This window comes from Vibrio sp. VPAP30 (genome assembly GCF_001188205.1).
Lineage (GTDB): Bacteria > Pseudomonadota > Gammaproteobacteria > Enterobacterales > Vibrionaceae > Vibrio > Vibrio bivalvicida.
Genome location: NZ_LBLS01000039.1, coordinates 1 through 14,730 on the forward strand (window position 1 = coordinate 1; position 14,730 = coordinate 14,730).

The window sequence follows — 14,730 nt, forward strand, 5'->3', positions numbered from 1 at the left end:
GAGGCGTTGAGCTAACCTGTACTAATTGCCCGTGAGGCTTAACCATACAACACCCAAAGGGTTTTGATGGACTCAAAGCAAGAACAGATTGAATGTGTTAAGAACTTAAAACAGCTTTCCGAATTAAAGAATTTGCTTGGCGACCATAGCGATTTGGACCCACCTGATTCCATGCCGAACTCAGAAGTGAAACGAATTAGCGCCGATGGTAGTGTGGGGTTTCCCCATGTGAGAGTAGGACATCGCCAGGCTTTAAATTTAGACTCAAGAGTCTGACCAGTGCGGAGCGGTAGTTCAGTTGGTTAGAATACCGGCCTGTCACGCCGGGGGTCGCGGGTTCGAGTCCCGTCCGCTCCGCCACTTATTTAGAAACCTCGCTAAGGCGAGGTTTTTTCGAATCTATAATTTGAAAGATTCTACAGGGGTGTAGCTCCAATTGGCAGAGCAGCGGATTCCAAATCCGCGTGTTGGGAGTTCGAATCTCTCCACCCCTGCCATACTCAAGGCTCTAGCAGAAATGCTGGAGCCTTTTCGTTTGTAGTAAGAAAAGAGCAGCGGATTCCGCCACTACCAAAGATGCGCGTGTTGGGAGTTCGAATCTCTCCACCCCTGCCATATTTAAGGCTCTAGCAGAAATGCTGGAGCCTTTTCGTTTGTAGTAAGAAAAGAGCAGCGGATTCCGCCACTACCAAAGATGCGCGTGTAGGGAGTTCGAATCTCTCCACCCCTGCCATATTCAAGGCTCTAGCAGAAATGCTGGAGCCTTTTCGTTTGTAGTAAGGAAAGAGCAGCGGATTCCACCACTACCAAAGATACGCGTGTTGGGAGTTCGAATCTCTCCACCCCTGCCATATTTAAGGCTCTAGCAGAAATGCTGGAGCCTTTTTGTTTTCGAAGAGGCAATTACTTAACTCCCAGTTCTCAAACTACCTACGTTATTGAGAATTATTCCCACCAATTTGTTACTTTAGTTACTTATTCATTCGAAAGTCTAATAGATTATGGAATTCTCTCGTCGTCATTTTATCAAAACTGGATTAGCGTTTTCTGCGCTTAGTGTACTGCCTGCATGTACTTTAACCCGAGCTAACAATGATAAAGGTGAGTTTGTTTATGATCTCACTGCAGAGCCCGCAACGGCTGAACTTGTACCTGGTTATACAACGAATGTACTTGGATTTAATGGTGAGATTCCAGCCCCGACGATTCGTTGCCGTCAAGGGCAGGAAGTCACGATCAGATTTACCAACAAGCTTTCAGAGCCAACTACGATTCACTGGCACGGGCTAAGAATTCCAATTGAAATGGATGGCGTGCCATTCTTAAGCCAAGCGCCAATCATGCCAGGTGAAACTTTCGAGTATCGCTTTACCCCGCCTGATGCTGGTACATTCTGGTATCACCCGCATATGAATAGCGTCAAACAACTTGGTATGGGGTTAGTGGGGCTGATCATCGTCGAAGAAGCGGTTCCAGTAGAGTTTGATGAAGAACACGAGTTAATGCTTAAGCACTGGCACCTTGATAAGCAGGGGCAGTGGAAACAGTTAATGATCCCTCGTCTTAGCGCCAGAATGGGAACCCCCGGAGAGTGGAGTAGCGTTAACGGTGTACATGAGCCTAAGTATCAATTAAGGGAAAATGCCACTACTCGGCTGCGTATCGCAAACGTCGATAATACCATTACCTATCCGATTGCTATTGAAGGAGCCGAAGCATGGGTGGTAGCCATTGATGGTAACCCGATTAAAACACCCTATAAGCTCTCTCAACATAAAATTGGCCCAGGAATGAGGGTTGACCTTGCCTTAAGAGCTCCGAAGCAAGGAGAGTCCGTTTATGTCCGATATATGAAGGGTAGATTTCCGTTTCCTTTGTGTGAGTTTGAAGCGATCAAGTCTGATCTTTCCGATCACAAGCCGATCCCTCAACTTCCTCTTAATCCAGTGCCTGATCTTGATTTAGCCAATGCGGAGAAAATTGATTTCGTATTTGAATGGGAAGGGGCAATTTCACCGGTTGGGAAAGATGGTAAGTCTGTTCCTAAGTTTTGGTTAACCAATAAACGGGCTTGGGAAGGGATGTCGAAAGATAATATCCCCGCGCCACTAGCTTCATTACAACTGGGTAAAACTTATATTTTCTATCTCAAGAATGTCACTCAGTATCACCATCCAATTCATATCCATGGCCATACATTCACAGTATTAGATCTCAATGGTAAAAAGGTCGAGCAGCCTTTCCACACTGACACTGTTTTACTAGGCAAAAACGGTACGGCTATCGCAGCGTTTGTGGCGGATAATCCAGGGCGTTGGATGTATCACTGTCATGTGATAGAGCATATGAAAACCGGACTAATGGGGTATATTGAAGTAAAGTGACTCCTGTAACTTTTAAAAAGTTTGCAGTTAGCAATGGCTAAATCTTAATTTATGATCTTCCGCAAGCGTGTATTTTGGCTACAATACACCCAGTCAATCGGAGGAATTATGGGTCAGTTTTCAATTTTGGGTTTTATCGCACTCGGTGGTGCATTTGGAGCATGCTCTCGTTATCTTGTTTCGGAGTTTTGTGTTGCGCTTCTTGGGCGTGGCTTTCCATACGGTACGCTAACTGTTAACGTGGTCGGTTCTTTCATTATGGGTTTGCTTATTGCGGCTTTTGAAAATGAGATGCTAGCTACCGAACCATGGCGCCAAATTATCGGATTGGGCTTTCTTGGCGCGCTAACCACCTTCTCTACATTCTCTATGGATAATGTGCTTCTAATGCAGCAAGGTGCATTTTTTAAGATGGGTTTGAACGTGTTGCTGAATGTCTTTTTAAGCATTTCTGCTGCATGGATTGGTTTTCAAATACTCATTAAGAACTAATGTTGGTTAAAATTTAGCTAATTATTGTTCATCACGGCTTGGTTTACCTAAGCCGTTTTTATATACTGCAATTACTTGTCGGAGTGCCATAAGGCTGAGACCGTTTATTCGGGATCCGTTGAACCTGATCAGATTAGAATCTGCGAAGGGAACAAGAGAAGATATCTACACCAGAGTTTTGTCTGGTTACCTATCAAATAGTCGAATGTTGTTATATACCATTAGTGCACACTAATAAGGTCATAATTCGATTCCTCTTGTCGCATCTTTCCGCCAAGCATTTTTATCCCATTACTTTTTATCTAAGAATAACAAAGCAAGGAAAAATGCTATGTCGAGTCGCAAACAAGCGAGACTGGAAGCAAAACAGTTCATTGATACACTTTCGGTACAGCCGTACCCAAATTCAAGCAAAGTCTATGTAGAGGGTTCACGCCCAGATATTCGTGTACCTATGCGGGAAATCTCGCTCGCGGATAGTCTTATCGGAGGTACAAAAGAAGCGCCTATTTTCGAACCTAATGAGCCTGTACGTGTTTATGATACCTCTGGCGTCTACACTGACCCAGAACACGCTATTGACCTTTACAGCGGCCTACCAAAGCTAAGAGAAGGTTGGATAGAGGAACGCGCCGATACTGAATTACTCGACGATGTTAGCTCGGTATACACCAAGGAGCGCTTAGAAGACGAGACGCTTGATGAGCTACGTTATGGCAATTTGCCGCGAATTAGACGTGCTAAAGATGGTCAGTGTGTCACTCAGCTGCACTATGCGCGCAAAGGCATTGTTACCCCTGAGATGGAATACATCGCCCTGCGTGAAAACATGGGCCGTGCTCAGTATCGCGATGAGGTGTTGAATCAACAGCATCCAGGGCAAAGCTTCGGGGCCAATTTACCCAAAGACATTACTGCAGAATTTGTTCGTAAAGAAGTCGCAGAAGGTCGAGCGATTATCCCTTCCAATATTAACCACCCAGAATCTGAACCAATGATTATTGGGCGTAACTTCTTAGTTAAAGTAAACGCTAATATCGGTAACTCATCGGTGACATCTTCAATTGAGGAAGAGGTAGAGAAACTAGTATGGGCGACTCGCTGGGGTGGCGATACTGTTATGGATCTGTCTACTGGTCGCAATATTCACGAAACTCGTGAGTGGATTCTACGTAACAGCCCCGTGCCGATCGGTACTGTGCCAATGTACCAAGCGCTTGAAAAAGTGAACGGTATTGCGGAAAACCTCAACTGGGAAGTGATGCGCGATACTTTGATTGAGCAAGCAGAGCAGGGCGTCGATTATTTCACTATTCACGCAGGTTTACTGCTTCGCTATGTGCCTATGACGGCAAAACGTGTTACTGGCATTGTTTCTCGTGGTGGTTCTATTATCGCGAAATGGTGTTTAGCGCATCATCAGGAAAGCTTCCTATATACTCACTTCCGCGAGATCTGTGAAATCTGTGCCAAGTATGACGTGGCTCTTTCTCTTGGCGATGGTTTACGTCCTGGCTCAGTAGCCGATGCGAACGATGAAGCGCAATTTGCTGAGCTTCGTACTCTTGGTGAGTTAACCAAGATTGCTTGGGAATATGACGTACAGGTCATTATCGAAGGTCCTGGCCATATACCAATGCACATGATCAAAGAGAACATGGAAGAGCAGTTAGAACACTGCCATGAAGCACCATTTTATACCCTTGGCCCACTGACAACCGACGTTGCACCTGGCTATGACCATATTACATCTGGCATTGGTGCCGCGATGATCGGTTGGTATGGCTGTGCGATGCTTTGTTACGTTACACCAAAAGAGCACCTTGGCTTACCGAATAAAGAAGACGTTAAGGTGGGTATGATTACCTATAAGCTCGCAGCACATGCGGCTGACTTAGCCAAAGGTCACCCTGGTGCTCAGGTTCGAGATAATGCGCTCTCTAAAGCGCGTTTTGAATTCCGCTGGGAAGACCAGTTCAACCTATCGCTAGACCCTGATACTGCACGAGCTTATCACGATGAAACCCTGCCTCAAGAGTCTGGAAAGGTTGCACACTTCTGTTCAATGTGTGGACCTAAATTCTGCTCTATGAAGATTTCACAAGAAGTTCGTGAATACGCGAAAGATACTGATCAAGTAGCGGCTGACCAAGCTATCTCGATCAAAATGCTCGACGATCCACTAGAAGGCATGCGCCAAAAATCGCAAGAATTCCGAGAGACTGGTTCTGAGCTATACCACCCAGCAGCTCATGCAGAGGTAAGTGAGTAATGAGCAAAATCCTAATTCCGTCATCATTGATTGAGCTAACAGGCTTAGTTCAGCAATGTTTGTTGTTGGCGAAAGAACAGGGTTTTCGCATCGAAGAGATTGAGTTGGGTGTCAGCCCAACTCAGTCTGTTCAGCTTGTTCGCGACCAACAGATTACGCATGTCGCTACCGATCTCATTGAGGGGTATGACTGTGAGTCAGATTGCTCATTTGCTATTTATTACAGCTCTGCTTTATCGGTAGAAGCCTGTGCGAAGCAGTCTTCCAACGCTATCTTTATTGGTATTGCTGATGGTTTGGCTTGTGATAAAAGGGATGAAGTGCTTCAGCTTGATGTCTGGCGTCATCCCATTAACGACGAAGTGAGAGCACTTTCCGTTAGGTCTAAACTCAATTCTGTATTTGAGCCTGAGTATCACTTTGCTTGGATAGTTGTATTGACCGTACTCGACTTTCCTGTCGAAGATACGTTAACACTCGCGCGAGGAATGACAACTCAACAAGCGAATGTTTCACGTGAAACAGCGTTGAATGAGAAATCTTTGACTCAGTGGGCTGAGCAATTCAATCAGTTCCCAACTCCAGTACTAGAAGATAGCCGACTTGGCATACAAGTTGGGTGGTCTGCGCAAGGGGAGAGTGTCAGCTTTCCTAGTTTAACTAAGCAGAGTTTAGGGCTCTACCCAGTAGTTGATGATGTTGCTTGGATTGAACGCTTACTGCCGTTAGGTATCAACACTATTCAACTGCGAATCAAGAGCGCGCAGCAAGCCGATTTGGAACAACAGATCATTCGAGCGATTGAACTCGGTCGCCAATATCAAGCGCAAGTGTTTATTAATGACTACTGGCAGTTAGCGATCAAGCATAGTGCTTATGGTGTTCATCTTGGGCAAGAAGATATAGAAGAGTCAAACTTGGCTCAGCTAACCAAAGCTGGCATTCGTTTAGGCCTTTCTACCCATGGCTATTACGAGTTGCTTCGTATTGTGCAAATCCACCCTAGCTACATTGCGCTGGGACATATCTTCCCAACCACCACTAAGCAGATGCCATCGAAGCCACAAGGCTTAGTGCGCTTAGCTCTATATCAAAAATTGATTGATAGTATTCCTTATGCCTGCACGCAAGAGAGCACTAGTGGTTTGACTCTTGGTTATCCAACGGTAGCAATCGGCGGTATTGACCAAACGAACGCAGACCAAGTTTGGCAAACAGGCGTTTCGAGCTTGGCGGTCGTTAGAGCGATTACATTGGCACAGTCACCTGAGCCTGTGATTGAGTTTTTCAACCAGCTGATGAAGGAAAGGCAGTCAGCGTTTACTGATTCAATCTCGATAGCAACTAATGAAGAGAGAGAACAACATGCTCACTGATCAGCAATTCCTCCGCTATCAGCGTCAAGTCGCTCTGCCAGAAATCGCTGAAAGTGGTCAGGAGAGGCTGAGCAAGTCGCATGTATTGATAATTGGCTGTGGCGGACTTGGAAGTGCTGCGAGTCTCTATTTGGCGTCGGCGGGGGTCGGTAAGTTAGTGGTCGTTGATGATGATGAGGTCAATAGTAGCAACTTACAACGTCAGATCATCTATCGTGAACGTGATCTCCAGCTTGCTAAAACGGAAGCGACAGTCAAACAGCTTTCTGAACTTAACTCCATGATCCAAGTTCGAGCACTTCACAAGCGGCTCGATAAGGCACAGTTGCAGCTTGAAGCTATGCTGGCGGATGTCGTGTTGGACTGCACTGACAATATGCCAACTCGTCAGCTAATAAACCAAGTTTGTTTTGAACAAGCAAAGCCACTGATATCTGCAGCCGCGATTGGCTGGCAAGGCCAATTTGTTGTCTTTGACTATCAAGCGAATAGTAGTGCTGACGGAGACGAGGGTAAGGCTTGTTATCGCTGTTTGTATCCATTCGATGAACTGCCACATACGCAGAAATGTAGTGACAGTGGTGTGGTTGGCCCTGTGGTGGGCACACTTGGTAATTACCAAGCATTGGCGGCGATACAAAAACTTGCTACCGGCCAGTTTCATGTCGAGGTCGCCAAGCTGCATATTTTTGATGGTTTGAAAATGCAGTGGCGAACTATGGGGATAAGCAAAGACAAACAGTGCCAAGTTTGCGCTCAAGATTAGAGTGCAAGTTAACAGAGCAAAACATCCAATAGGTCTACTTAAAGTAACGATTGGAAATAAGAGAGATGGAAGCAATGGCGTTATCAGAACAACAAACAACACAAGCACTTGCCGAAGAACTCGATGTGATCACTATTGTCATCAATGACCAATCACATCAAGTTGCCAGTGCGTCAAATCTACAGCAAATCATTCGCCAGTTTGAGCTGCCTGAAATGGGGTGTGTTTTTGCAATTAATAACAATGTTGTGCCGCACAGTGAGTGGGCGAGTACAGTACTTTCGCAGGGAGATAGCATCTCTTTGTTTCAAGCTATCGCAGGGGGTTAAAGTCGATGCTTAAAATTGGTGATAAACTGTTCGAATCACGCCTGTTCACAGGAACCGGCAAGTTTGCTAATAGCCAATTAATGGCGCAAGCGATTCAAGCCTCAGGCTCTCAATTAGCGACCATGGCGTTAAAGCGCGTTGACGTAAACGATCAGCAAGATGATATTTTGAAGCCGCTAGTGCAATCGGGCGTAAACCTCCTACCGAACACTTCTGGTGCGAAGAATGCGAAAGACGCTGTTTTTGCCGCGCAACTAGCGCGTGAAGCGTTGGAGACAAACTGGTTAAAATTAGAAATTCACCCTGATCCTAAGTACTTGATGCCGGACCCAATTGAAACACTTACTGCTGCCGAACAATTGGTTCGCGAAGGGTTTATCGTGCTTCCTTACTGCCATGCAGATCCTGTGTTGTGTAAGCGGTTGGAAGAAGTGGGCTGTGCAGCAGTAATGCCATTAGGCGCGCCGATAGGATCAAACAAAGGCATCGTCTCTCACGACTTCCTAGAGATTATCATCGACCAGGCTAATGTTCCTGTGGTTGTGGACGCAGGTATTGGAGCGCCTTCACATGCCGCGCGGGCAATGGAAATGGGCGCAGATGCGGTACTTGTTAACACAGCTATTGCTGCATCAAACGATCCAGTTGCGATGGCACAGGCATTTAATATGGCGGTCGAATCGGGGCGTATGGCCTATGAAGCGGGTCTCGCAGGTAAGGTGTCTCAAGCAGTCGCATCGAGTCCACTGACTTCATTTTTAGATGAGCTATAAGTTCTAAGCGAGAATAAAATGAGTTTCGTTGAACAATTTAAGCAGCTCAATTGGGACGACATTTCGATGTCGATCTATGCCAAGACGGCGCAAGATGTCGAACGTGCATTGAATAAACCCAAGCGTAATTTAGAAGACTTTAAGGCATTAATTTCGCCTGCTGCCGAGCCTTATTTGGAGCAGATGGCTCAGTTGTCTTACACGGCAACTCGTAAACGGTTTGGCAATACTATGTCACTCTATATTCCCCTGTACCTGTCTAACTTGTGTGCCAATGCTTGTACTTATTGTGGCTTCTCGATGGAGAACCGTATTAAGCGTCGCACCCTAAACAAAGATGAAGTGTCTGCGGAAGTGGAAGCGATCAAACGAATGAAGTTTGATAGCGTTTTGCTAGTAACAGGCGAACACGAAACCAAAGTTGGCATGAACTATTTCCGTGAAATGGTGCCAATGATAAAGCAGCGCTTTAACTATTTGGCGATGGAAGTTCAGCCGCTCGATCAAGATCAGTATGCTGAACTAAAGACCTTAGGGTTGGACGCCGTGATGGTGTATCAAGAAACATATCATCCATCTACCTATGCTGAGCACCACTTGCGTGGTAACAAGATGGATTTTGAGTACCGACTAGATACTGCGGATCGATTGGCAAAAGCGGGTATAGATAAGATTGGTATCGGTGCCTTGATTGGCTTGGAAGAGTGGCGAACTGATTGCTTTTATGTTGCGGCGCATCTCGATTATCTAGAGCGCACCTATTGGCAAACTCGTTACTCGATTTCGTTCCCACGATTGCGTCCATGTGAGGGAGCGCTTCAGCCAAAGTCGGTGATGACAGATAAACAATTGGTCCAACTCATTTGTGCTTATCGCTTGTTGAATCCTGAAGTAGACTTGTCTCTATCGACTCGTGAGTCACCAAAATTTAGAGATAATGTCTTACCCTTGGGGATCACAACCATGTCTGCAGCATCAAAAACTCAACCAGGTGGCTATGCGATGGATGACACTGAACTGGAGCAATTTGAAATTAGTGATGAGCGAAGTGCAGGTACAGTCGAAGATATGATTCGCGCTAAAGGGTTTGACCCCGTTTGGCGAGATTGGCACTCTGCCTATTCAGGTTTATGTTAAGAATTGGTGTTTCACGTGAAACACAACTAACAATAATAAAGAGGGTTGATGCATCACATCAACCCTCTATTCTTTCCAGTTATCCAGTTATCCAGTTATCCAGTTTCTAGCCATGAGTCAGTGGCAAGGTTGACTGACGAAGCCATTCTTTCACTTCACCTTCAACTAGTGGGCTGATTTCATCCCAGACTTTTTGGTGGTAGTCATTTAGCCAAGCCAACTCTGGTCGAGTCAGCATATCTACATTGATGTTACGCTTGTCGATCGGGCAGCGTGTTAGCGATTCAAAAGATAGAACAGGGAAGTCACCATTGGTAGGTGTTTCGACAACAAGCTCTAAGTTCTCGATACGGATACCAAATGCATCAGCGCGGTAGTAACCAGGCTCGTTCGATAGCACCATGCCTTCTGTAAGAGGAACATCGATTTGTCTCTTGGAAATACTAGCGGGTCCTTCATGAACATTTAGGAAGTGACCAACACCATGACCGGTACCATGATCGTAATCATAGCCTTCAGCCCATAGGTGCTGACGAGCCAACGTATCAATTTGGTAACCACGAGTACCTTTAGGGAATCGAGCACGAGCAACACCGATATGACCTTTTAGAGCGAGGGTGAATTGCTTAATCATCTCTTGTGAAGGTTGACCGATTGCGATTGTGCGCGTGATGTCTGTGGTACCATCTAGGTACTGACCACCCGAATCGACAAGGTAAAGCGTGTTCAATTCAAGCTGACCAGGTTCCGGTTGGTTCTCATGATTGTAGTGACACATTGCCGCGTTTCCGCCTGCTGCTGAAATCGTGTCGAAGCTAAGGTCCATTAGAGTAGGGTCTTCGCTACGGAACGCTTCTAGCTTGTCAGATAGTGTCGCTTCGTCATGCAGGTTGCCGACTGCTACCTCCGCATCTAACCAACTTAGGAACTTGCTCATCGCCACACCATCACGAATGTGACACGCTTTCATTCCTGCAATTTCTACAGCGTTCTTAGCAGCTTTTGGCATTAGGCATGGATCCGCAGCGCTTAATACGGTCGCCCCAGTATTTTGTAGAACCAGCTTAAACCATGCGCTGCTTGTCGCTGGGTCAACCAGCACTTTCTTACCTGACAACCTTTCTAGTCTTGCTTGCAGTGCTTCTGGGTGATGTACATTTACACCATTACCTACATGAGCTTCAAATCCTTTCGGTAGGCGAGCAGGGTCGAGGAAGTATTCTACGCTTGAGTCTGAATGAAGAATCGCGTGAGAAAGAAGAACCGGCAGGCGTGATACATCAAGACCGCGCACGTTAAGTAACCAACAAACAGAGTCAAGTGCAGTAATCACTGCGCTGTCTGCACCTGTTGTTTTTAATAGATCAGCAATTTGTTGGCGTTTGCTCTGACTAGATTGACCAACTGCTTCTGTTGCCATCAGGCGAACGTCAGAAACCACAGGAGCAGGGCGATCAAGCCAAAGCTCATCAATTGGGTTGCCGTTGAGAGTCTTAAGCTCAAGTGATTCTGCTAGTTTTGCTTGTGCCATATCTAACCAAGCTGAGTTGTGCATACGAGGATCGATTGCTACACAAGCTCCACTAGTTAGCTGGTCTTTAATCCAATCTAGCGCAGGCTCTTCAATTAAGTGACGGTACTCGAATAGATCGGCAGGAACTTGTTTAGTGACTTGCACCGTGTAGCGACCATCGACAAAGATCGCTGCCTTGTCTTGAGTTATAACGGCGACACCTGCTGAACCAGTAAAGCCAGTTAGCCAATGTAAGCGCTCATTATGTGCTGGTACGTATTCGCCTAGGTATTCGTCTTCATGTGGGACAAGCAAGGCATCAATGTTGTGCTGGGCTAGCCATTCACGAATTGCGGATAGGCGTTGCTCTATTGTTGTAAGCATCTGTGTTAATCCTTCATATTAGTAAGGCGTCCATGTCGGCGTGAGTGACGTTAAGTGGACGATGCGAATAAGCTACTCTTTTTGCTGTCAGCCTGCAAATTGTCTAAGTGCTGTGGTTTTGTCACGAATAATTTGCCGTAGCCAAGACAAAGCTGGGTCATTTTCTCTGTCTCGGTGCCAAAACAACGTATAAGCCATAGGAGGAAATTCCATCGGTAGTGGCAAAACAGTTAAGCTGAGTTGCTTCGAAGCAAGTTTGACGAAATGGCTTGGTGCAGTAAACACGAAATCAGTATATGAGCAGAGGCTAGCTGCACTGTTGAAATCAGGCACAGTAATAGCGATATCACGCTCTTTACCTATATCCGCTAATCGATAGTCGAGTAGCCAGCGTTCGTTACCATCGCATCTAACTTGTACGTGGCGTTGAGAAAGGTAGTTTTCCAAGTTCCAATGTTGGCTAAGCGCTGGATGTTCTTTTCGTACTAAACACATCTGGTTGTCACGATAGATCTCTTGCTCGCAAATATCACTCGGTGGAAGCATGGTTAACTTAGCGTCGTTTATGTCAATATCCTTACCAGTAATCCCAAGGTCAATTTCTCCGCGTTGTAATTGTTTAAATGTTTCTTCGGCCCATGCGTGAGTACTAATGGTTACACCAGGTGCACGTTTAAAAATCTCGGGCAAAAAGTGGGGAAGAATTAACGGGTAAACGCTTTCTACTGCGGCAATTTGGTAGCGATAGTCACTCGAACTCGCTGAAAACTGTTCAGGCTGGGTAAGTTGTTCGAGTTGGTTAATAAGAATTTCAAGCTTAGGCTTGAGAAACAGGGCTTTAGGTGTTGGCTTTAGCCCATGAGCATGACGAACGAAAAGCGGGTCATCAAATTGGGTTCTTAGCTTGGCTAAGCTTTTGCTGACAGCTGATTGACTTAAACATAATCTATGTGCTGCACGTGTTACATTCAATTCTTCTATTAGCACCCGCAAGCAAACCAATAGATTAAGATCGATGCGAGCTAGCTTCTCAATATTCATAGAAATTCCCTATTGGAATAACATTGATGACTATATGTCATTGGTTGGCATATCTAGTTTAGCTTAGTATATGGACAAATTCATCAAGTGCATCGGAGTTCGTAGTGCAAGTGGCAAATGAAAGTTCCCCTCGTAAATTACAGTTAGTGTTGCTTACACTACTGGTTCTATTCAGCCCATTGGCGATAGATATCTACTTGCCGGCACTACCAATGATCTCAACTGCGTTCCACGTGGAACATGCTCTTGCTCAAGACACAATTACTTGGTTTTTGTTTGCTATGGGGGTAGGACAGTTGTTTGCAGGTCCTTTAGCAGACAAGTTAGGACGTCGAACTGTTGCATTGGGAGGTGTTAGTATCTACGCAGTGAGCGCTTTATTGGCGTGGAGTGCTCAAAATATTGAGTGGATGCTTATGTCTCGATTGCTACAAGGCTTAGGTGCGTGCGCGACATCGGTAGCAGCCTTTGCAACAGTTCGCGACATTTTTGGTCCACAGAAAAGCGGTAAGATGATTAGCTACCTAAATGGTGCAATATGTTTTATTCCTGCACTTGCTCCAATCTTGGGGAGTTGGTTAACACAGCAGTTCGGTTGGCGAGCAAATTTTAGTTTTATGGCTGGTTTTGCTGTTGTAGTACTGGCCATGCTTTGGCTTGGTTTAAAGGAGACGAATCCACAGCTAAGTAAAGAGCCTGTGTTTAAGCTTAACCGTTATCTGGATGTGATTAAAACGCCTACATTCCTCTTCCATGCAACACTATGTATGTTAGCTATGGCAGTGATTCTTGGTTATGTGACGTCTGCGCCTGTTGTGTTGATGGAAAACCTCGGTCTGTCAATGAACCAATTTACTATGTGGTTCGGTATCAATGCAGCATTTAACATTGTTGCTTGTATGAGTGCACCTAAGTTTATGGACAAATTTGGCACTCACAAAACGCTGTCGGTCGGTATCATTACTCTAGCTATCGCGGGTGTCACTATGCTTGCTCTAATCGGACATTCTACTGCTTTTGCCTTTATGTTCCCTATCTTTATATCATCTGTAGGTTTTGCCTGGATACTTGGTGCATCAGCAGGAAAGGCACTCGCACCTTTTGGTGATAAAGCGGGTACAGCGGCCGCATTACTTGGACTATTTCAGATGAGTGGTTCCGGCTTAGTGGTTGGTAGCGTTCAGCGACTAGGTATGGAACCTCATGTCATGATCGCGACCTTAATGCTGATAGTTGCTCCTGCGCTGGCCATTCTATGGTCAAGGGTCGGGAAAACTTGGCACCATGCAACGGCTTAGCGAGTCTGACAAGCCTTGATAATCTAACCAAACGATGTATATTTGAGCTTCTTATATCGAGTTCTGTGGATAAATCACAACGATGTCAATGACAACATACGAGATGGCTCGTGTATTGGAGCAATTGGAAGATACTCCAGAAAAAATTATGTTTGGTAAACTTTTGAGTGAGCTAGGCAGTCAAAGTGGTGAACGCATTCGAAGTGCAGCAAAACAAGTACCACTGCCAGTCTTGCGTGATATGGTTTATCAGTTTCAGCAAGTGATTGATTCACGCAAAGGTGAACAGATTGAATCTTTAGCCAAAGAGATAGCTGAGCAAGGCATCTCTGTCGATGATCTAAAGCAATATTTAGAATCGAAGTAATTGCTCGATACTGAATAATAAAAACTCGCCTAGGCGAGTTTTTTTATGGATTGACGTTACGGTTGATTGGGTTTTGCAAAGAAATTAAAGTTTCCGTCGATTGCACTTCATCAATCGCCTGTAATTTATCGATTAAAACGTACTGTAGCTCTTCTATAGAGCGACACATGAGCTTTACGAAAATATTATAGGCTCCCGTGGTGTAATACGCTTCAACCACTTCTTCAAGCGCATTGAGCTTTTCTAGCGCAGAATGGTAATCACGCGCTGCATTAAGGTTAATGCCGATGAAGCAACAGACGTCGTATCCAAGCTTTTTGGTATCGACGATCACTTCTGTACCCTGAATTATATCCGCTGACTTCATTTTTTCGATTCGAACATGGATCGTTGCGGGGCTAACCTCGAATTGTTTAGCCATTTCGGCATAAGGAGTACGAGCGTCTTCCATTAAAGTCTTTAAGATGGCTTTATCTAAGTCATCAAGTTTAATACCGTGTGCTTGCATGTGAGTCCTTGTAAATCAGCCTAACTTTGTGGAATTAGTACAATTTATCATCAGTGGTGATACAATTATATCCATACTCCTTTGATTTTG

Annotated in this window: 13 protein-coding genes, 2 tRNA genes, 1 rRNA gene and 1 riboswitch; of the genes, 13 read left to right on the forward strand and 3 right to left on the reverse strand. The window is 45.3% G+C overall.

Translation table 11 applies throughout. The features are described 5' to 3' along the window. Window positions 1–135: 135 nt before the first annotated feature. The 11 genes from rrf (at window position 136) to thiH (ending at window position 9,529) form a co-directional block, all read left to right on the forward strand. A 5S ribosomal RNA gene (rrf, locus tag ZX61_RS19785) occupies window positions 136–251 on the forward strand. Between the two features lie 32 nt (window positions 252–283). Further along, window positions 284–360: transfer RNA gene (locus ZX61_RS19790), tRNA-Asp, on the forward strand. A gap of 60 nt (window positions 361–420) precedes the next feature. Continuing rightward, window positions 421–497: transfer RNA gene (locus ZX61_RS19795), tRNA-Trp, on the forward strand. Between the two features lie 504 nt (window positions 498–1,001). After that, on the forward strand, window positions 1,002–2,384 hold the full coding sequence (locus ZX61_RS19800) for a multicopper oxidase family protein (RefSeq protein WP_049846330.1): 1,383 nt from the start codon (window positions 1,002–1,004) through the stop codon (window positions 2,382–2,384). A gap of 108 nt (window positions 2,385–2,492) precedes the next feature. Then, the gene (gene crcB / locus ZX61_RS19805) at window positions 2,493–2,876 is read left to right on the forward strand and encodes a fluoride efflux transporter CrcB (RefSeq protein ID WP_049846331.1); all 384 of its coding nucleotides are present in this window, start codon (window positions 2,493–2,495) and stop codon (window positions 2,874–2,876) included. Window positions 2,877–2,945: 69 nt separating this feature from the next. After that, a riboswitch (TPP riboswitch) is annotated at window positions 2,946–3,044 on the forward strand. 163 nt (window positions 3,045–3,207) lie between these two features. Then, window positions 3,208–5,148, forward strand: a complete 1,941-nt coding sequence (gene thiC / locus ZX61_RS19810; RefSeq protein ID WP_049846332.1) for a phosphomethylpyrimidine synthase ThiC — start codon at window positions 3,208–3,210, stop codon at window positions 5,146–5,148. Next, window positions 5,148–6,524 carry a thiamine phosphate synthase gene (locus ZX61_RS19815; protein WP_049846333.1) on the forward strand — a complete coding sequence of 459 codons (1,377 nt, stop codon included), beginning with the start codon at window positions 5,148–5,150 and terminating at the stop codon, window positions 6,522–6,524. The genes thiC and ZX61_RS19815 overlap by 1 nt, the downstream gene beginning before the upstream one ends. After that, complete coding sequence (locus tag ZX61_RS19820; protein ID WP_049846334.1) at window positions 6,514–7,290, forward strand: HesA/MoeB/ThiF family protein; 777 nt, start codon at window positions 6,514–6,516, stop codon at window positions 7,288–7,290. Before ZX61_RS19815 ends, ZX61_RS19820 begins: the two co-directional genes overlap by 11 nt. Window positions 7,291–7,364: 74 nt before the next feature. After that, on the forward strand, window positions 7,365–7,619 hold the full coding sequence (gene thiS / locus ZX61_RS19825) for a sulfur carrier protein ThiS (RefSeq protein ID WP_049846415.1): 255 nt from the start codon (window positions 7,365–7,367) through the stop codon (window positions 7,617–7,619). 5 nt (window positions 7,620–7,624) lie between these two features. Beyond that, window positions 7,625–8,392, forward strand: a complete 768-nt coding sequence (locus ZX61_RS19830; protein ID WP_049846335.1) for a thiazole synthase — start codon at window positions 7,625–7,627, stop codon at window positions 8,390–8,392. 18 nt (window positions 8,393–8,410) lie between these two features. Beyond that, window positions 8,411–9,529, forward strand: a complete 1,119-nt coding sequence (gene thiH, locus ZX61_RS19835; RefSeq protein WP_049846336.1) for a 2-iminoacetate synthase ThiH — start codon at window positions 8,411–8,413, stop codon at window positions 9,527–9,529. A 106-nt stretch (window positions 9,530–9,635) separates the two neighbouring features. Here the strand turns inward: thiH and ZX61_RS19840 are convergent, their stop codons facing one another. Together ZX61_RS19840 and ZX61_RS19845 are read right to left on the reverse strand one after the other, a co-directional pair. Next, window positions 9,636–11,426: an aminopeptidase P family protein gene (locus ZX61_RS19840; RefSeq protein WP_049846337.1), complete on the reverse strand. Its 1,791-nt coding sequence runs from the start codon at window positions 11,424–11,426 to the stop codon at window positions 9,636–9,638. Window positions 11,427–11,513: 87 nt separating this feature from the next. Further along, window positions 11,514–12,467 (reverse strand): LysR family transcriptional regulator, encoded by a 954-nt coding sequence (locus ZX61_RS19845; protein WP_049846338.1) that lies wholly within the window; start codon window positions 12,465–12,467, stop codon window positions 11,514–11,516. Window positions 12,468–12,571: 104 nt separating this feature from the next. On the opposite strand from ZX61_RS19845, the gene ZX61_RS19850 reads away from it, so the two are divergent. Further along, a complete protein-coding gene (locus ZX61_RS19850) occupies window positions 12,572–13,765 on the forward strand; it encodes a multidrug effflux MFS transporter (protein WP_049846339.1) in 1,194 nt (397 codons plus the stop codon). A gap of 82 nt (window positions 13,766–13,847) precedes the next feature. Continuing rightward, the gene (gene tsrA, locus ZX61_RS19855; RefSeq protein ID WP_049846340.1) at window positions 13,848–14,132 is read left to right on the forward strand and encodes an H-NS-like global regulator TsrA; all 285 of its coding nucleotides are present in this window, start codon (window positions 13,848–13,850) and stop codon (window positions 14,130–14,132) included. A 43-nt stretch (window positions 14,133–14,175) separates the two neighbouring features. Here the strand turns inward: tsrA and asnC are convergent, their stop codons facing one another. Next, complete coding sequence (gene asnC, locus ZX61_RS19860) at window positions 14,176–14,640, reverse strand: transcriptional regulator AsnC (protein WP_045954511.1); 465 nt, start codon at window positions 14,638–14,640, stop codon at window positions 14,176–14,178. Window positions 14,641–14,730 lie beyond the last annotated feature (90 nt).

What these genes read in the sequence shown, in the direction of transcription:
- asnC (WP_045954511.1), bottom strand. Translation starts at nt 14,640, where the DNA reads ATGCAAGCACACGGTATTAAACTTGATGACTTAGATAAAGCCATCTTA.
- ZX61_RS19820 (WP_049846334.1), top strand. Translation starts at nt 6,514, where the DNA reads ATGCTCACTGATCAGCAATTCCTCCGCTATCAGCGTCAAGTCGCTCTG.
- tsrA (WP_049846340.1), top strand. Translation starts at nt 13,848, where the DNA reads ATGTCAATGACAACATACGAGATGGCTCGTGTATTGGAGCAATTGGAA.
- ZX61_RS19800 (WP_049846330.1), top strand. Translation starts at nt 1,002, where the DNA reads ATGGAATTCTCTCGTCGTCATTTTATCAAAACTGGATTAGCGTTTTCT.
- crcB (WP_049846331.1), top strand. Translation starts at nt 2,493, where the DNA reads ATGGGTCAGTTTTCAATTTTGGGTTTTATCGCACTCGGTGGTGCATTT.
- thiS (WP_049846415.1), top strand. Translation starts at nt 7,365, where the DNA reads ATGGCGTTATCAGAACAACAAACAACACAAGCACTTGCCGAAGAACTC.
- ZX61_RS19830 (WP_049846335.1), top strand. Translation starts at nt 7,625, where the DNA reads ATGCTTAAAATTGGTGATAAACTGTTCGAATCACGCCTGTTCACAGGA.
- thiC (WP_049846332.1), top strand. Translation starts at nt 3,208, where the DNA reads ATGTCGAGTCGCAAACAAGCGAGACTGGAAGCAAAACAGTTCATTGAT.
- ZX61_RS19840 (WP_049846337.1), bottom strand. Translation starts at nt 11,426, where the DNA reads ATGCTTACAACAATAGAGCAACGCCTATCCGCAATTCGTGAATGGCTA.
- ZX61_RS19815 (WP_049846333.1), top strand. Translation starts at nt 5,148, where the DNA reads ATGAGCAAAATCCTAATTCCGTCATCATTGATTGAGCTAACAGGCTTA.
- thiH (WP_049846336.1), top strand. Translation starts at nt 8,411, where the DNA reads ATGAGTTTCGTTGAACAATTTAAGCAGCTCAATTGGGACGACATTTCG.
- ZX61_RS19845 (WP_049846338.1), bottom strand. Translation starts at nt 12,467, where the DNA reads ATGAATATTGAGAAGCTAGCTCGCATCGATCTTAATCTATTGGTTTGC.